At 63.2% G+C, this 16898-nt stretch carries 15 protein-coding genes; 2 read left to right on the plus strand and 13 right to left on the minus strand.

The genetic code is table 11. The annotated features are described in order from the left end of the window. Positions 1-60 precede the first annotated feature (60 nt). The 6 genes from panB to CLU93_RS14285 form a co-directional block, all read right to left on the minus strand. Entirely contained in the window at positions 61-936 is an 876-nt protein-coding gene (gene panB, locus CLU93_RS14260; protein ID WP_180287853.1) for a 3-methyl-2-oxobutanoate hydroxymethyltransferase, read from the minus strand. Between the two features lie 108 nt (positions 937-1044). Continuing rightward, complete coding sequence (gene folK, locus CLU93_RS14265; RefSeq protein ID WP_099761979.1) at positions 1045-1521, minus strand: 2-amino-4-hydroxy-6-hydroxymethyldihydropteridine diphosphokinase; 477 nt, start codon at positions 1519-1521, stop codon at positions 1045-1047. Then, positions 1521-2894: a polynucleotide adenylyltransferase PcnB gene (gene pcnB / locus CLU93_RS14270; RefSeq protein ID WP_099761980.1), complete on the minus strand. Its 1374-nt coding sequence runs from the start codon at positions 2892-2894 to the stop codon at positions 1521-1523. Before pcnB ends, folK begins: the two co-directional genes overlap by 1 nt. Further along, positions 2887-3558 (minus strand): HAD family hydrolase, encoded by a 672-nt coding sequence (locus tag CLU93_RS14275; protein ID WP_099764392.1) that lies wholly within the window; start codon positions 3556-3558, stop codon positions 2887-2889. The genes pcnB and CLU93_RS14275 overlap by 8 nt, the downstream gene beginning before the upstream one ends. Continuing rightward, positions 3558-4226, minus strand: coding sequence for a DnaA regulatory inactivator Hda (hda, locus tag CLU93_RS14280; protein ID WP_058048421.1), 669 nt, complete (start codon positions 4224-4226; stop codon positions 3558-3560). The genes CLU93_RS14275 and hda overlap by 1 nt, the downstream gene beginning before the upstream one ends. Before the next feature lie 213 nt (positions 4227-4439). Next, positions 4440-5522, minus strand: coding sequence for an AI-2E family transporter (locus tag CLU93_RS14285; protein WP_099761981.1), 1083 nt, complete (start codon positions 5520-5522; stop codon positions 4440-4442). Between the two features lie 188 nt (positions 5523-5710). Here CLU93_RS14285 and purM point away from each other — a divergent pair, with 188 nt between their 5' ends. Next, positions 5711-6754 (plus strand): phosphoribosylformylglycinamidine cyclo-ligase, encoded by a 1044-nt coding sequence (purM, locus tag CLU93_RS14290; RefSeq protein WP_099761982.1) that lies wholly within the window; start codon positions 5711-5713, stop codon positions 6752-6754. 64 nt (positions 6755-6818) lie between these two features. Here the strand turns inward: purM and CLU93_RS14295 are convergent, their stop codons facing one another. Further along, complete coding sequence (locus CLU93_RS14295) at positions 6819-8150, minus strand: MFS transporter (protein ID WP_099761983.1); 1332 nt, start codon at positions 8148-8150, stop codon at positions 6819-6821. 128 nt (positions 8151-8278) lie between these two features. Beyond that, entirely contained in the window at positions 8279-9895 is a 1617-nt protein-coding gene (locus tag CLU93_RS14300; protein ID WP_099761984.1) for a GMC family oxidoreductase, read from the minus strand. Between the two features lie 151 nt (positions 9896-10046). Here CLU93_RS14300 and CLU93_RS14305 point away from each other — a divergent pair, with 151 nt between their 5' ends. Beyond that, complete coding sequence (locus CLU93_RS14305) at positions 10047-10907, plus strand: IclR family transcriptional regulator (RefSeq protein ID WP_257224968.1); 861 nt, start codon at positions 10047-10049, stop codon at positions 10905-10907. On the opposite strand, the gene CLU93_RS14310 is transcribed toward CLU93_RS14305, so the two are convergent. The 5 genes from CLU93_RS14310 to CLU93_RS14330 all read right to left on the minus strand — a co-directional run bounded on the left by CLU93_RS14310 (position 10904) and on the right by CLU93_RS14330 (position 16864). Continuing rightward, complete coding sequence (locus CLU93_RS14310; protein WP_099761986.1) at positions 10904-12130, minus strand: 6-phosphofructokinase; 1227 nt, start codon at positions 12128-12130, stop codon at positions 10904-10906. The genes CLU93_RS14305 and CLU93_RS14310 overlap by 4 nt on opposite strands. A 118-nt stretch (positions 12131-12248) precedes the next feature. Then, the gene (locus CLU93_RS14315; protein WP_099761987.1) at positions 12249-14297 is read right to left on the minus strand and encodes a sodium:solute symporter family protein; all 2049 of its coding nucleotides are present in this window, start codon (positions 14295-14297) and stop codon (positions 12249-12251) included. Next, on the minus strand, positions 14294-14608 hold the full coding sequence (locus CLU93_RS14320) for a DUF4212 domain-containing protein (protein WP_099761988.1): 315 nt from the start codon (positions 14606-14608) through the stop codon (positions 14294-14296). Before CLU93_RS14320 ends, CLU93_RS14315 begins: the two co-directional genes overlap by 4 nt. Beyond that, positions 14601-16133, minus strand: a complete 1533-nt coding sequence (locus CLU93_RS14325) for a sensor histidine kinase (RefSeq protein ID WP_373629847.1) — start codon at positions 16131-16133, stop codon at positions 14601-14603. Before CLU93_RS14325 ends, CLU93_RS14320 begins: the two co-directional genes overlap by 8 nt. Beyond that, positions 16130-16864 carry a response regulator gene (locus CLU93_RS14330; RefSeq protein WP_099761989.1) on the minus strand — a complete coding sequence of 245 codons (735 nt, stop codon included), beginning with the start codon at positions 16862-16864 and terminating at the stop codon, positions 16130-16132. Before CLU93_RS14330 ends, CLU93_RS14325 begins: the two co-directional genes overlap by 4 nt. Between the last annotated feature and the right edge of the window lie 34 nt (positions 16865-16898).

A 16898-nucleotide genomic window follows, 5' to 3' on the forward strand; every position in this document is an offset into this window, starting at 1 on the left:
TTGATGGTTGCGTAGGTCGGCTTAGCGCGCAGCGCGTAAGCCGACATAAAACAAACTACATCAGAAGCAGTGTTCCAGCGCCGGGAAACTGCCATCCTTGACGGCGTTCACATAGCCGGTGACGGCCTCGTCGATGCTGGCCGCGCCTTCCATGAAGTTGCGCACGAAGCGCGCTTTGCGGCCTGGGAACACGCCCAGCATGTCGTGCATGACGAGCACCTGGCCCGAGCAGTCGGGACCTGCGCCGATGCCGATGGTGGGGATGGTCAGCATGTCGGTCACTTCCTTGCCCAGCTGCGACGGCATGGCTTCCATCAGCACGATGGCGGCGCCCGCGTTTTGCAGCGCCAGCGCGTCGTTCTTCAGCTCTGTGGCGCTTTCCGTGCTCTTGCCCTGGACCTTGTAGCCGCCCAGCTGGTGCACCGATTGCGGCGTCAAGCCGATGTGGGCGCAGATGGGGATGCCGCGCTGCGTGAGGAAACGGACGGTCTCGGCCAGCCAGGCGCCGCCTTCGATCTTGATCATGTGCGCGCCAGCCTGCATCAGGATGACGGCGTTGGCATACGCTGTTTCGGGCGTGCCGTACGCGCCGAACGGCAGGTCGGCCATGATCATGGCCGACTTGGCGCCGCGCGCCACGGCAGCCGTGTGATAGGCCAGTTCGGCCACGGTGACGGGCAGGGTGGAGTTGTGGCCGTTGCAGACCATGCCGAGCGAATCGCCGATCAGCAGGATCTCCACGCCGCAGCGGTCCATCAGCGACGCGAAGCTGGCGTCATAGCAGGTCAGCATGGTGATCTTTTCGCGGGCGGCGCGCAGCGTGGCCAGGGTATGGATGGTCACGGCCTTGTTGGCGACAGGCTTGGATGGCGCCGGCGCCGGTGTGGCGGCCTTGTCTTTTGCGGCCAGATCTGTTCCTTGCAAATAAGCGGACATAGGTATTCTCTAGAGTGAAAGGGGGGTGATGCTATTGCGACGCCGCTAGTGTAGTACTTTATATGGCGGCGTGCAGGGGCGGCATTGTAGAGCAATGCCGCGTGGCGCTCAGAGTTGGCTGATGGCCTGCTCAGCGACGCTTGCCAGGTAGTCCTGCGCCGCCCCGAGGCCCGGCACGACGATGGCGGGCGCCAGTTCGAGCAGCGGCACCAGCACGAAGGCGCGCTCGGTGATGCGTGGATGTGGCACCGTCAGGCTGGCGCTGGCGATGCGTTCATCGCCGTACAGCAGCAAGTCCAGGTCCAGCGTGCGTGGGGCGTTGCGGTAAGGCCGCTCGCGCCCGTGCGCCGCTTCGATGGCGTGCAGCGCCAGCAGCAGCTCTTCGGCCGGCAGGGTGGTCGTGATGCGCGCCACAGCGTTGATATAGTCGTCACCGCTGGAAGCTATGGGCGCCGTGCGGTAGCTGGACGAGGCGTCCACGAGGGATGCGCCGGGCAGGTGCGCTAGGCGCGCAATCGCATCCTGCACATTCGCGCGCGCGTCGCCCAGGTTGGCACCGATACCGATGTAAGCAATGACGACCATTACTCGTCGCTGCTGCTGCCGGTGGTCGAGCCACCTGTACTCGTCTTGCTGCGCGTGCTGCGGCGTGGCGGGCGCTTCTTCTTGACGGCGCCCGGCGCTGCATTCGCGCTGACGAGCAGCGCTTCGCGCGTTTCCTCGTCGCCCTCATAAAAGGCGGTCCACCATTCGCCGATTTCCATGTCGATCTCGCCCGAGGCGCAGCGCAGCAGCAGGAAGTCGTAGCCGGCGCGGAAGCGCAGGTGTTCCAGCAGTTTATGCGGCGCCTTGCCGACCCGGCGCTCGAAGCGCGGCTGCATCGACCAGATGTCGCGCATGTCGGAGCCGATCTTGCGCTGCAGGGCAAGTTTTTCCGTCTGCGAATCGAGCACGTCGTCGGCCGCCAGGTGCAGCGCGGGGATGGTCGATTCGCCGGCGGCGCGGTAGGCCGTCCATTTTTCCAGCACCTGGTGCCACAGCAGCGAGGCAAACAGGAAGCCCGGCGAGACGGTCTTGCCGGCGGCGATGCGTTGATCCGTGGCGTCCAGCGCCAGGGTGACGAATTTCGCGCCCAGCGGCTGCTCCAGCACCACGTCGAGCAGCGGCAGCAAGCCATGATGCAAGCCTTCCTTGCGCAACTGCTGCAGGCATGCCAGCGCGTGGCCGCTCATCAGCAGTTTCAGCATTTCATCGAACACGCGCGGCGCGGGCACGTTGTTGATCAGCGGCGCCATGATGGGGATCGGCGCGGCCGTATGCGGCTCGATGGTGAATTTCAGCTTGGCGGCGAAGCGCACCACGCGCAGCATGCGCACGGGGTCTTCGCGGTAGCGCTCTTCTGGCTTGCCGATCATGCGCAAGGTCTGGGCGCGGATATCTTCCACGCCGCCGTGGTAATCGAGTACTTCCTGCGTGGCCGGGTTGTAGTACATGGCGTTGATGGTGAAGTCGCGGCGCAGCGCATCTTCGTGCTGCAAGCCGAAGGTGTTGTCGCGCAGGACGCGGCCATGTTCATCCTTGGGCGCGGAGTCGGCGCCGGCGCCGCGGAAGGTCGTCACTTCCAGCAAATCCTGGCCAAACATCACGTGCACGATCTGGAAGCGCTTGCCGATGATGAAGGCGCGGCGGAACAATCGCTTGACCTGTTCCGGCGTGGCGTTGGTGGCGATGTCGAAGTCTTTGGGTTTGACGCCCAGCAGCAGGTCGCGCACTGCGCCGCCGACGACAAAGGCCTCAAAACCGGCTTCCTGCAGGCTGCTGGTGACGCGGATGGCATTCGACGACACCAGTTTCGGGTCGATTCCGTGTTGCGCGGGACCGAACACGATGGGTGTCGTGGTGTCGCGCGCTGCCTCTTTTTTAACGCCGAGGATCTTGCGGATGAATTTTTTAATCATTGAATAAGTGGAGTGATGGCCAGCCGTGGAGGGATGCGTGTGCGCTCAAAGCGGTGTTGGGATTGGTCGCGACAGGGTGGGTCACGACCGACAGCAAGGGAATGTCGTTGTGCGAATCGCTGTAAAAATAGCTGCGCTCGAACTGCCCCAGTTCCTTGCCCATCTTTTCCAGCCAGGCGTGGGTGTGGGTCAGCTTGCCCGCGCCCAGGGTCGGCGTACCCAGCAGCTTGCCCGTGACGTTGCCTGCAGCGTCATATTCGGGCATGGCTGCCAGCAGGTGCTCGACGCCCAGCGCATCGGCGATGGGTTTGGTGATGAAATGGTTGGTGGCCGTGACGATGGCCAGCAAATCGCCTGCGTCCTGGTGCTGCTTGAGCAGGGCCACGACTTCGGGGCGGATCGCCGGCATGACCACTTCGGCCATGAATTGCCGGTGCAGCGCTTCCAGGCGTTCGCGCGGAAACTGCGCCAGCGTGCCGAGCGAGAATTCCAGGTATTCCACCGGGTCCAGGGTGCCGGCCTGGTACTGCGCGAAGAATTCGTCGTTGCGACGGGTGAATTCGGCGGCGTCCACGGCACCGATGCGTACCAGGAATTCGCCCCACTCGTGATCCGAGTCGATGGGCAGCAGGGTGTGGTCGAGGTCAAACAGGGCCAGATTCATCATTCTTTCGCTTCCGCCTGCAGCAACTCGCGCAACAATGGCAAGGTGATCGGGCGTTGGGTTTCAAGGGAGTAGAGGTCGAGAGAGTCCAGCATCGTCGACAGCGAACGCATGTCGCGCCGGAAATGGGACAGCAGATAGGGTAACACGCCCGGCGACAAGGTCAAGCCGCGGGTGGTGGCCGCCTGGGTCAGGGCGGCGATTTTTTCATCGTCGGTCAAGCCGTGGATCTGATAGATCAGGCCCCAGCCCATGCGCGTGCGCAAGTCTTCGCGCACGGGCAGCACGGCCGGCGGCACGGCGCCGCTGCACACCATGAACGCCTTGTTGGCGCGGATTTCATTGAACAGGGCAAAGGCGTCGATCTGCGCCAGCGGCGAGAGCTTTTCGCAGTCGTCGAGCAGGTACAGGTCGACGTCGGGCGAATACACGAATTCGGACTCGATCGAGAACGGCGAAATGTAGCGCGCGCGCTCGGTGCTGGCCAGGGCCTTGAGCAGATGGCTCTTGCCGGCGGCCAGTTCGCCCCACAGGTAGGCAAAATGTTCGCGCGACGTGCGCGCGGCGAACTGGCGCATCAGCTGCGCCACTTCGGCATTCTGTCCCACCTCGAAGGTATCGAGGCTGTGCGCCTGGTCTGTGCCTAAATCGAGCACCAGTTGTTTCATGGCGTACGCCTTGTCCTGTTTTTCATTACTGCTTGAGCGTCGTCGTCGCTGTTATTGGATTTTTATTAATTTAACATTGTAGTCGTATCGAGTGCCTGACAGAAGCGTAGCGAGCGGCAGCGATTTGTGGCCGAGAAGCGCAACCGTACTTTAGTACGGTGAGCATCGCCGGCCGCAAAGTGCGACGCGCAGTAGCTTATGTCAGTCACCTTGTCACGCATTATAGAAGCTGCTGGACAGGTAGTGGCGTCTTAGATGCTTAAAAGCGACCATCAGGACGGCAGAAGCGGGTAAAGCGAGCAAAACGCCGACGAAACCGAACAGTTGTCCGAAGGCCAATAAAGCGAAGATCACGGCCAGCGGGTTCAGACCGATGCGCTCGCCCACCAGGCGCGGCGTGAGGAAAAAGCCTTCGATCACCTGGCCGCAGCCGTAGATGACGGCCACGGCGATCACGCCGCTCCAGTCGGCAAACTGCAGCAGGGCGGCGATCAGGGCCAGCATCAGCCCCAGGCCGAAGCCCAGGTAGGGGATGAACACCAGCAAGCCCGTGATGATGCCCACAGGCAATGCCACTTCAAAACCGGCGATGGCCAGCGCCACCGAGTAATACGTGGCCAGCACCAGCATGACGAGCAACTGGCCGCGCAGGTATTGCGCCAGCAGGGTGTCGACTTCCTGCGCCATGCCCACCGTGCGGCCGACCCAGCGGCGCGGCACGGCGCCGGCGATGCGTGCCAGCATCGGATGCCAGTCCAGCAACAGGTAGAACAACACGACGGGAATCAGCACCACGGTGGCCAGCCAGCCCAGCACGGCCGTGCCGCCGATGCGCGCCGAGGCCAGCACGGTGCTCCAGATTTCATCGCCACTGGTAGCCATCTGCTGGCCCAGCATGCGCTTGATGCCCGTGCCGTCGAGGCGCACGCGGATGCCCAGGTCGCGCAGTTTTGGCGCCAGGAAATCATTCGCCTTGTTCAGGAACTGCGGGATCTGCGCTTGCAGCAAGGGGATTTCCTTTTGCAATACCGGCACGACGATCAGCACCAGCGCGGTAATGGCGAGGAAAAACAACACCACGACGACCAGCACGGCCAGCGGACGGGGCACGTAAAAACGCTGGTAATGCAGGCGTTGCAAGCGGTCCACGCCCGGATTGAGCACGTAGGCGAGGATGGCGGCGGCCAGGAAGGGCGTCAGGATGGGGCCCAGGCTGACGAGCAGCAGCAGGAATGCCAGCCAGACCGCGATCCAAAATGCTGTTTGCTTCTGCTCGGCGGTGATGGCGAATGGCATGTAGTTTGTGCTGTTGCGTTAAAAAAAGGCAGTTAATTACGAAATGGCGGGGCAGTTTGATAAAATAGCGACTTGATCGACCGAATTCACCCGCTGGCGTCCTGCCGCACGATGTTGAAAAACATACTTGCGCGCGCGTACCGGCGGGTATCCGCCTTCTATTTTACCGCCTCCGCTGCCACCACACCATGAACCAGACTTCTAATGTTTCCCTTTCCTACCGTGACGCTGGCGTCGATATCGACGCAGGCGACGCTTTAGTCGAAGCAATCAAGCCGTTTGCCAAGCGCACCCTGCGCGAAGGCGTGATGGGCGGCCTGGGCGGTTTTGGCGCCATGTTTGAAATCAGCAAGAAGTACAAGGAACCGGTGCTGGTCTCGGGCACCGACGGCGTCGGCACCAAATTGCGCCTGGCGTTCGAACTGAACCGCCATGACACGGTCGGCATCGACCTGGTCGCCATGAGCGTCAACGACATCCTGGTGCAGGGCGCCGAACCGCTGTTCTTCCTCGACTACTTTGCCTGCGGCAAACTGGATGTGGCGATTGCCACCGACGTCATCAAGGGCATCGCCCAGGGTTGCGAACAAGCGGGTTGCGCGCTGATCGGCGGCGAAACGGCGGAAATGCCGAGCATGTACCCGGCCGGCGAATACGATCTGGCAGGTTTTGCCGTCGGGGCCGTGGAAAAATCGAAAATCATCGACGGCACCAAGATCGCCCCGGGCGACGTGGTGCTGGGCCTGGCCTCGTCGGGCGTGCACTCGAACGGTTACTCGCTGGTGCGCAAGATCATCGAAGTGGCGAAACCGGACCTGGAAGGCGACTTCCATGGCCGTAAACTGGCCGACGTGCTGATGCAGCCGACGCGCATCTACGTCAAGCCGCTGCTGGCGCTGATGGATGCCATGGAAGTCAAAGGCATGGTGCACATCACCGGTGGCGGCCTGGTGGAAAACATCCCGCGCGTGCTGCAGCCAGGCCTGGTGGCCGAGCTGGACTCGAAGGCATGGACCATGCCGCCGCTGTTCACGTGGCTGCAACAGCACGGCGGCGTGGCTGACGCCGAAATGCACCGCGTCTTCAACTGCGGCATCGGCATGACCGTCATCGTTTCGCAGGAAAACGCGGACGCCGCCATCGCGCAACTGCAAGCGGCTGGCGAAACTGTCTCGCGCATCGGTACCATTCGTGCGCAGGTGGGCGACGAGCACCAGACGATTGTCATCTAAGTTTCAGCTCGCATGAAAATGGCAGGCGCTCGCAAGAGGCCTGCCTTTTTTTACGCCCGGATGTCTACCGCGCGTGCGCCGGCTTCATGTGGCCATCCGGTTGCGCGCCGCCCTTGCCGATCATGGCCACGCTGACGGCCGAGACGAGGGAGGCGAACAGGATGTAGCCGACGATGTGCCACGGTTCGCCATTGCCCGTTTTCAGCAGGTAGGTGGCGATGATGGGCGTCAGGCCGCTGGCGAAGATGCCGGAGAACTGGTACACGAAGGAGATGCCCGTGTAGCGCACCTTGGCGTCGAACAGGTCGCAGAACAGGGCCGCTTCCGGGCCGTACACGGCCGAATACAGCACGCCCAGAGGGATGATCACGGAACACCACAGCAGCAGCGGATTGTCGGCGTGATGCAGCATGATCCAGAAGGCGGGAATCGACGACACGCCCGTGATCAATGCGCCCCAGAAGAACACCTTGCTGCGCCCGATGCGGTCGGACAGGCGGCCGAAGAAGGGGATGCAAAAGCACATCACGACGGCCGACGCCATCACGCCCATCAGCGCTTCGGTGCGGTCGATCTTGATGGTGTTGGTCAGATAAGTGATGGAAAACACGCCGAAGATATTGAAGAACACGCCGTCGATATAGCGCGCGCCCATGCCTTTCAATACATTGCCCGGATAGCGTTTCAGCAGGTCGAAAAATGGAATCTGCGTCTCCGCGTTCTTCTCTTTCACCGCCTGGAATTCCGGCGTTTCCATCACGTTCAGGCGTATCCACATGCCGATGAAGACCAGGGCCGCCGATAAAATGAAGGCGACGCGCCAGCCCCATGACAAGAATTGCGCATCCGTCAGACTGTACGACAGGATCGCCACTACGCCCGAAGCGAGGCACAGGCCGATGGCCAGGCCGATCTGCGGCAGGCTGGCATAGAAGCCGCGTTCTTTCGGCGGCGCATATTCATACGCCATCAGCACGGCGCCGCCCCATTCGCCACCGAGGCCGATGCCCTGCAGCACGCGCAGGAACAGCAGCAGGCCCGGCGCCCAGTAGCCGATATGGTCGTAGGTCGGCAGCACGCCGATCAGGAAGGTGGAGACACCCATGATCATCAGGGTCATCACCAGCATGCTCTTGCGGCCGATCTTGTCGCCGAAATGGCCGAAGATCACGCCGCCGATGGGGCGCGACAAAAAGCCCACGGCGAAGGTGCCGTAGGCCAGCATGGTCGAGACGAGCGGATCGCCGCCCGGGAAATACAGCTTGCTGAACACGATGCCGGCGACGACGCCGTATAAAAAGAAGTCGTACCACTCGATGGTGGCGCCGATCACGCTGGCCATCACGACTTTCCGTAGCTCTTTGGCTTTTTTCGGATGGTTCGGATTGTTATCCATAATATCTAGTCTCCAATCGATATCGATTATGTGTGTTTTTTTGATGCCTGGCTTGTCGCCGGGTCATTGAGGGGCGGGGCCGTCTGCCCGCCGCTGACATCCTCCTTGCCGGGAATGGAATGGGTGGGTCAGGCCGCCCGCGGCAGGCGCACGGCGTCCGCCAGGATCATGTCGGCGGCTTTTTCGGCGATCATGATGGTGGGCGCATTCGTGTTGCCCGAGACGATTTCCGGCATGATCGACGCGTCGACCACGCGCAGGTTCTGCATGCCGTGCACGCGCAGGCGGTCATCGACGACGGCCATGGCGTCATGCCCCATCTTGCAGGTGCCGCTGGGGTGGTAGATCGACTGGCTGAAGCGGCGCGCAGCGTCCAGCAGCTGCGCATCCGTCTCGAATTGCGGGCCGGGCACGAACTCGGAAATGATGTGCGGCGCCAGCGACGGGGCGGCGGCGATTTTTCGGGCCACGCGCAGGGCGGCGATTGCCGTGCGCTGGTCGCGCGGGTCGGACAGGTAATTCGGATAAATGCCCGGATAGGCGAGGGGATCGGCGGACTTGATCGAGACGTGACCACGGCTGTGCGGGCGCAGCTGGCACACGGACGACGTAAAGGCGGAAAACGGATGCGCGCCTTCGCCCGGCTTGTCGGCGCTCAGCGGCTGCATGTGGAACTGGATGTCGGGCCGCTCCACCTCGGGCGAGGATTTGGTAAACACCGTCACCTGGCTGGCCGCCAACGTCAGTGGCCCCGAGCGGGAAAACACATATTGCATGCCCACCCACAGCTTGCCCCACAGGCTGTTGACTTCATCGTTCAGGGTTTTTAATCGCGTCTTGAAGACCAGGCGGATTTGCAAATGGTCTTGCAGGTTCTGCCCCACGCCGGGCAAGTCGTGCACGAGCGGCACGCCGACTGCACCGAGCAGGGCGCGCGGCCCCACGCCCGAGCATTGCAGGATGTGCGGCGAGCCGATGGCGCCCGCGCATAAAATCACTTCACCCCTGGTGTGCGCCTGGCGCAGCTGGCCATCTTGCCGGTACTCGATGCCGACGGCGCGCTTGCCCTCGAACAGCACGCGCATGATGTGCGCGCGCACTTCCACGCGCAGGTTGCTGCGCTTGCGGGCGGGCCGCAAAAAGGCTTTCGCCGTACTCCAGCGCAAGCCCTTGCTGGCCGTTTGCTGGAAGTAGCCCACGCCCTCCTGCGTGGCGCCGTTGTAATCGGCATTGAAGGGGATGCCGCTTTCCGTGGCGCCGGCAATAAAATGTTCGGCGATGGGGCGGCGCAGGCGCAGGTCCGACACCTTCAAGGGACCGCCCACGCCATGGTAGTCGCTGGCGCCGCGTTCCTGGTCTTCCGATTTTTTAAAATAGGGCAGCACCTCGGCATAGCTCCAGCCTGCGTTGCCCAGTTCGGCCCAGCGGTCGTAGTCTTCTTTCTGGCCGCGTACATACAGCAAGCCGTTGAGTGAACTGGAGCCGCCCAGGACCTTGCCGCGCGGCCATTGCAACTGGCGCCCGGCGATGCCGGCGTCCGCTTCCGTGCGGTAGCACCAGTCCAGCTTGGGATCGTGCATGGTCTTGAAATAGCCGACCGGCACGTGTATCCATGGATTGTTGTCCTTGCCGCCCGCTTCCAGCAGCAATACCTGGTTGTTGCTGTCGTGCGACAGGCGGTTGGCCAGCACGCAGCCGGCCGAACCGGCGCCGACGACGATGTAATCGTAGTGTGTTTGTAACATTGCCCTGGTCTCCTGCGTTGGCGGCATCGCTTGCCTTTGCGGGCGATTTTTGCGATACACTGGTCTTTTATTTGATGTTTTGGAACGTCTGGTTCCATTTATAAAAGACGAGCAGCGCCGGGACAAGCGGAAACAGCCGCATACGCGAGAGGTGAAACAGAACATGCAGGATGCGTTTCAAAAACGGCCAGCCGAGGCCGAAGAAGACAGTTCGGCGGGCGGCGCGGTGGCTGCCAGCGCGGCGGCCAGCCATGGCGACGAGGCGCGCGGCTTGCGCGTGCTGCGCCTGATCGAGCACCTGGCCAGCGCCAGCCAGCCCTTGACCCTGTCGCAGCTGGCGGCGCGCATGCAGGTGCCCAAGGCCAGCATGATGCGCCTGCTCGATACGCTGGAACAGCACGGCTATGTGCTGCGCACGCCCGTGGGACGCGGCTACGTGCCCGGTGCCGCTTCGACCAACCTGGCGCTGGCGACCTTGCGCAACAATGCCCTGATCCGCGTGAGCCGCAGCATCCTGGGCAGCCTGGTGGCGGCCACGGGCGAGACGTGCAACCTGGCCATTCCCGAGGGCAACGCGATCGTGTATGTGGACCGGGTGGAAACGCAGGAACCGCTGCGCCTGCACCTGGTGCTCGGTACGCGCGCGCCCATGCATTGCACGGCGAGCGGAAAATTATTCCTGGCACACATGACCTTGCTGGAGCGGCGCGAGTTGCTGGCCATGCTGACCTTGCAGGCGCGCACGCCGAAAAGCATCACCGACCCCGTGCTGCTTGAGCGCGAGATCGTGCGCATCGCCCGCCTGGGCATCGGCATCGATGACGAGGAATTCGTGCACGGCATGGTGGCCGTGGCCGTACCCATCTGCGCGGCCGACGGGCGCATCGTGGCGGCCGTCGCCTGCCACGCGCCCGTGGCGAGAAAGTCCGTGGAGCAGCTGCTGCAGCACGTGCCGCAGTTGAAGGACGCGGCCGTGAAACTACGGCCGCTGTTGCTGGCAGAAAACAGCTAAGGTTTCAAGACCTTTGCCACCTTGGCTGCACGCAGGCGGAACGCATCGGGCATGCCTGAACCCAGCAGCGGGCGCAGATACAGCCGGAAAGCATCGGTCACGTCCGTGCCGCTGGCGCTGATGAACTCGTCTTCCATGGTGCGCGTCTTGCCTGCCACTTCCGTCAGGGGCAGCAGCTCGTAGTCGACGGAATAAAAGCCCGTGCGCTTGATGGCGACGGAACCGTCGCGGTCGCCCCACATGGCGAACTGCACCGCCTTTTCTCCCACTTCGCGCGCTTCGCGTTGATCGACGTCGGAGACGCAGCCGATGAAGGAGCGTTGCAAATAGCCGAAGGTATCGCCGCGCACGCGCTTGATGCCCAGTTTGGTCTTGATTTCGTCGCACAGCAGGTCGGCCAGCGCGCCCGTGCCCGACAATTGCACATTGCCGTGCGCATCGCGTTCCACCTCATTGCCCACCTGTTGCGCCAGCAGGCTGGCGATCGGTTCGCCCGAGGCATCGTGGATGCCTTCCGAGACGGCGATCACGCAGCGGCCGTATTTCTCATACGTGGCTTTCACGTCGGCGAGAAAATTCTCCAGCACGAAGACTCTTTCCGGCACGTAGATCAGGTGCGGGCCATCGTCGGGGAACTTCTTGCCCAGCGCCGAGGCGGCCGTCAAGAAGCCCGCGTGGCGGCCCATCACCACGCCCACGTAGACGCCGGGCAAGGCCGCATTGTCGAGGTTGGCGCCAGCGAACGCTTGCGCGACGAAGCGCGCGGCCGAGGGAAAGCCGGGCGTGTGGTCGCTGCCGACCAGGTCGTTGTCGATGGTTTTCGGGATGTGGATGCAGCGCAGCGGATAGCCGGCCTTGTGCGCTTCCTCGCTGACGATGCGCACCGTGTCGGACGAATCGTTGCCGCCGATGTAAAAGAAATGCTCGATTTCGTGCGCGCGCAAGACTTCAAAGATTTGCTGGCAGTAGGCAATATCGGGCTTGTCGCGCGTGGAGCCGAGGGCAGAGGACGGCGTGGCGGCCACCAGTTCCAGGTTGTGGCTGGTTTCCTGCGTCAGATCGACGAATTCTTCATTGATAATGCCGCGCACGCCGTGCAGCGCGCCATACACGCGCGTGACATGCTGAAAGCGCCGCGATTCGAGCACCACGCCCACCAGCGACTGGTTGATGACGGCGGTGGGGCCGCCTCCCTGGGCAACAAGAATTTTTCCAGACGGCATGGGATTTCCTCGTAAATGGAGCGGCCCTCCAGCCTACTCCTTTTTTGCCGGGGCGCTGTCTTTTCCGATCGTTCTGTCGAGGAATTTCTCCACGCCACTCCCAGGCCTTGATGCGCTTTTATTCCGGCGCCCGGATATGTTCCACCAGCCCCGTGCTGCGGCGCCCCGGCGCCGGTGTCAGCCAGCTGACCAGGATGGCGGCGGCCAGGCCGGTCGGCACGCCGAAGATGCCGGCGGAAATGGGCGCGATATGCAGCCATTGGCCGTCCGGGGTGCCACCCAGCATGGTGCTGGTGTGCAGCATGTAGTAGAGACAGACGCCAAAGCCCGTGAACATGCCGGCCAGCGCCCCCTGGTAATTGGCGCGTTTCCAGAACACGCCCAGCACCAGCGGCGGGAACAGGGTCGAGGCGGCCAGGGAAAAGGCCACGCCCACCAGCGACAAAATGTCCGCTGGCTTTTGCGAAGCCGCATAGGCGGCGATGAAGGCCACGGCCAGCAGCAGCAATTTGGAAATCGTCACGCGCTTTTGCGTCGAGGCGCTGGGATCGACCACCTTGTAATAGATATCGTGTGACAGGGCATTTGAAATGGCCAGCAGCAAGCCGTCCGCCGTCGACAGGGCGGCGGCCAGGCCGCCGGCCGCCACCAGGCCGGAAATCACGTAGGGCAGGCCGGCGATCTCGGGCGTGGCCAGTACCAGCACGTCGGCATCGATGGAAATTTCCGCCAGTTGCACGATGCCGTCGCGGTTGACGTCGACGATGCTGATCAGGGGACTGAGCTTGTCCACATTGGCCCAGTACGACACCCAGGTGGGCAGGTTCGTGTATTGCGTGCCTACCAGTGCCGAATAAATATCGTACTTGACCAGCACGGCCAGCGCAGGAATCGTGAGATAGATCAACAGGATGAAAAACAGGGCCCAGAAGACGGAGACGCGCGTTTCGTGCACGGAGGGCGTGGTGTAGGATCGCATGAGGATATGCGGCAGGGCGGCCGTGCCCAGCATCATGCAAAACACGAGGGCCAGGAAATTGTTGCGCTTGATGTCCGATTGCTCGCGATCGGCGGCGGGAAACGGCTGCGCGTGCGGAATGATGGGTTCGGCGCGTTTCTGGTTTTGCGCCTGCGCCGCCTGCCACAGCACGCGTGCCTCGTCCGGGCTTTTCGGATAGGCGATCAGGTAGCGCTCCGCGTTGCGGATATCGAACAGCGAGGTATTGCGCTGGCGTAAATGATCGAGCTGGCGCTGGGCCGCCAGCCGGCCTTGCTCCCAGGAACCGGGCAAGCCGGCGATGCGCTCCTGGTAGCTCTGTGCGCGCTGGCGGAAGATGGCCCGCACTTCGTTTTCCTTCGGGTCCGTTTCCAGCACGTGTTCGCGCGCGCTCAGTTGCGGCAGCACCTTGCCGTAGGCGATCTGCGGCACGGGATTGTCCGCATGCTTGACCGACAGCCACATGGCGGGAATCAGAAAGGCGACCAGGATGATGATGTACTGCGCTACCTGCGTCCAGGTGATGGCGCGCATGCCGCCCAGAAAGGAGCAAACGAGGATGCTGGCCAGGCCCAGGAAGATACCGACGGAAAAATCGACGCCCGTGAAGCGCGAGGCGATCAGGCCGACGGCGTAAATCTGCGCCACCACATACGTAAACGAGACGATGATGGTGGCGGCCACGGCCACCACGCGCACGCTGGCGCCCCGTTTGTCGGTGCCGCTGCCGTAGCGGGCGGCGAGGAAGTCGGGAATCGTGTACTGGCTGAACTTGCGCAGGTAGGGCGCGATCAATAGCGCCACCAGGCAGTAGCCACCCGTCCAGCCCATGATGAAGGCCAGACCGTCGAAGCCGTTCAGGTACAGGCCGCCGGCCAGGCTGATGAAGCTGGCGGCCGAAATCCAGTCGGCGGCCGTGGCCATGCCGTTGAACATGGCCGGCACCCTGCGCCCCGCCACATAGTATTCGGTGACGTTCGAGGTGCGGCTGATGACGCCGATGGTGGCGTACAGGGTGATGGTGACCAGCATGAACAGGTAGCCGATCCAGGCGCGCGGCATGCCTTCCTGTTCCAGCACCGACAGGGCCAGCAGGAAGGCGGCGAAACCGGCGGTAAACAGCAAATAGTAGCGGCACAGCCGCGCAAAGAAGCTGCGCTGGCCGCTCATGTTTGCTCCTCGGCATGAAAATCGCGGTCCAGGCGTCGCATGCGCCAGGCATACAAGGCGATGATGGCCAGATACACCAGCGAGGCGCCCTGGGCCGCCATATAGAAGGGCAGCGGCCAGCCGAACAGGTTCAGGTGCAACAGTTCACGCGCATAAAACACGGTCAGGAAGCCCGTCAGCAGCCAGATCAGCAGCAGGATGGCCGTCAGGCGCCGCGTCTTGTGCCAGTGCACGTCGCGGCGCGCCTGCAGCTCGGGGCTGGGCGTGCGCGCCGGCCGCAGCGCCGCCGCGGGAAGGCTGGGCTTATCCATACGTGATGTCATCCTCTTCTGGCGCGTCCGGCAACAGCAGGGCGATGCTCAGGCGCAGCAGGGTGCCCGGCAGCTTCGGCGACTGCGCGCGCGGATTGTTAAAAATATCGACTTCGGCGCCATGCTGCTGGGCAATTTCGCGCACGATGGCCAGGCCCAGGCCGCTGCCATCGACATTGCTGCCGAGAATGCGGTAAAAGCGTTCGAACACGTGCGCCCGCTCGCCCTGCGGTATGCCGGGGCCCGTATCCTCCACTTCCAGGATGGCCAGTTCCAGGGTGCTGCGCACGCGCACCGTGACGCTGCCGCCAGCGGGCGTGTAGCGCAGGGCATTGTCGATCAGATTACTCAGCAGTTCACGCAGCATCATGGGATTGCCGGAAATCATGATCGAATACGCGGGTTGTTCGAAGCCCAGGTCGATATGCTGGGCAAACGACGCTTGCACCCAGTCCTGCACCACGCCGCGCGCCAGTTCGCTCAGCTCGATCGGCTCGAACGCCGTGCCCGCCTGCGGCTGGTTTTCCGCGCGCGCCAGGGCCAGCAGCTGGTTCACCAGGCGCGTGGCCGCTTCCGAACTTTTCGCCAGCTGCAGCAGCGAGCGGTGAATCTCGTCGTGGTCGGTCTGGCGCAGGGCCAGCTCCGATTGCATGCGCATGCCGGCCAGCGGCGTTTTCATCTGGTGCGCGGCATCGGCGATGAAGCGTTTCTGCATGTCGATCGACAGCGATAGCCGCGCCAGCATCTCGTTGAGCGAACCGACCAATGGCGTGATTTCCTCGGGCACCTGGCCCGATTCGATGGGAGAGAGGTCGTCGGGCGGCCGGGCGCGTATGCGCTCCTGCAATTGTGCCAGCGGCGACAGGCCGCGCGCCAGGGCAAACCAGACCAGGGCCAGGATCACGGGCAGGATGATGAACTGCGGCAAGATCACGCCCTTGATGATTTCATTGGCCAACTGGGCGCGCTTTTCCAGCGTCTCTGCCACTTGCACCAGCGTGCGGCGCGGTTCGTCGTCGCTGCCGGACGGCATGTCGAGATAGGTAAACGCCACGCGCACGGGCGTGCCGTGGATGGTGTCGTTGCGAAACAGCACCATGCCGCTGCGGTATTTGTCGGGCTCTTGCGGCGGCGGCAAGTCGCGGTCGCCATCGAGGTATTCGCCGCGCCCGCCCACCACCAGGTAATACAGGGTGTCGACATCGTCGGCGCGCAGGAAGTCGCGGCCGCTGCGATTCTTGTCCGGCACGCGGCGCAGCAGCGCGCCGTCGGCCTGCTTGACTTGCTGCGTCAGCACCGTCACGCTGTCTTCCAGCGCATGGTCGAACGGTTGATTGGCGATACCCTTGGCCACCAAGTAGGTGATGGCGATGCTCATCGGCCACAGCAGCAGCAAGGGCGCCAGCATCCAGTCGAGGATTTCGCCAAACAGCGAATGCTCGATGGTGTCATCCTGCTCCGTGGTGGGCGGCTCGAACCAGTCGTCGTCGTCCACCTCGTCCGCTGGCGCTTCGCGCGCCTTCACTTGCTGGCGGGGCCGCTGGCCGGGCCTGCCGCTTCGCTCGCTTCGGCGTTCAGGCGCGCCGCTTCCGAGTATTTTTCCAGGCAATAGCCGAGGCCGCGCACGGTGGCGATGCGCACCCCGCCCACCTCGATCTTCTTGCGCAGCCGGTGCACATACACCTCGATGGCGTTGTTCGACACTTCTTCACCCCATTCGCACAGGTGGTCGACCAGTTGCTCTTTCGAGACGAGGCGGCCGGTGCGGCCCAGCAGGATTTCCAGCAAGCCCAGTTCGCGCGCCGACAGGTCGAGCATCTGGTCGTTGATGTAGGCGCTGCGCCCCACCTGGTCGTAGCTGAGGGGGCCGTGCTTGATGACGGTGGCGCCGCCACCGGCGCCGCGGCGTGTCAGGGCGCGCACTCTTGCCTCCAGTTCCGACAGGGCGAACGGCTTGGCCATATAATCATCGGCACCGAGGTCGAGGCCATTCACGCGTTGTTCGATGGAATCGGCAGCCGTCAGGATCAGCACCGGCAGCAGCGAGGCGCGCGCGCGCAGGCGGCGCAGCACCTCCAGGCCGGACATCTTCGGCAGGCCCAAATCGAGGATCAGCAGGTCGAATTCCTGGGTGGACAGGGCCGTATCGGCCTCCTGGCCGGTCTTCACGTAGTCGATGGCATAACCGGACTGGCGCAGCGAGCGGGTCAGGCCATCGGCCAGCACGCTGTCATCTTCGGCAAGTAAAATACGCATGGTGCACTTCCTATGCTTGCAACATCAGGACATC

The sequence above is a fragment of the Janthinobacterium sp. 35 genome (genome assembly GCF_002754575.1).
Lineage (GTDB): Bacteria > Pseudomonadota > Gammaproteobacteria > Burkholderiales > Burkholderiaceae_D > Janthinobacterium > Janthinobacterium tructae.

Coding starts and splice junctions, on each gene's coding strand:
- CLU93_RS14320 (WP_099761988.1), bottom strand. CDS start 14,608: ATGGATAAGCCCAGCCTTCCCGCGGCGGCGCTGCGGCCGGCGCGCACG.
- CLU93_RS14275 (WP_099764392.1), bottom strand. CDS start 3,558: ATGAATCTGGCCCTGTTTGACCTCGACCACACCCTGCTGCCCATCGAC.
- CLU93_RS14315 (WP_099761987.1), bottom strand. CDS start 14,297: ATGAGCGGCCAGCGCAGCTTCTTTGCGCGGCTGTGCCGCTACTATTTG.
- CLU93_RS14310 (WP_099761986.1), bottom strand. CDS start 12,130: ATGCCGTCTGGAAAAATTCTTGTTGCCCAGGGAGGCGGCCCCACCGCC.
- CLU93_RS14300 (WP_099761984.1), bottom strand. CDS start 9,895: ATGTTACAAACACACTACGATTACATCGTCGTCGGCGCCGGTTCGGCC.
- hda (WP_058048421.1), bottom strand. CDS start 4,226: ATGAAACAACTGGTGCTCGATTTAGGCACAGACCAGGCGCACAGCCTC.
- folK (WP_099761979.1), bottom strand. CDS start 1,521: ATGGTCGTCATTGCTTACATCGGTATCGGTGCCAACCTGGGCGACGCG.
- panB (WP_180287853.1), bottom strand. CDS start 936: ATGTCCGCTTATTTGCAAGGAACAGATCTGGCCGCAAAAGACAAGGCC.
- CLU93_RS14285 (WP_099761981.1), bottom strand. CDS start 5,522: ATGCCATTCGCCATCACCGCCGAGCAGAAGCAAACAGCATTTTGGATC.
- pcnB (WP_099761980.1), bottom strand. CDS start 2,894: ATGATTAAAAAATTCATCCGCAAGATCCTCGGCGTTAAAAAAGAGGCA.
- CLU93_RS14295 (WP_099761983.1), bottom strand. CDS start 8,150: ATGGATAACAATCCGAACCATCCGAAAAAAGCCAAAGAGCTACGGAAA.
- CLU93_RS14330 (WP_099761989.1), bottom strand. CDS start 16,864: ATGCGTATTTTACTTGCCGAAGATGACAGCGTGCTGGCCGATGGCCTG.
- purM (WP_099761982.1), top strand. CDS start 5,711: ATGAACCAGACTTCTAATGTTTCCCTTTCCTACCGTGACGCTGGCGTC.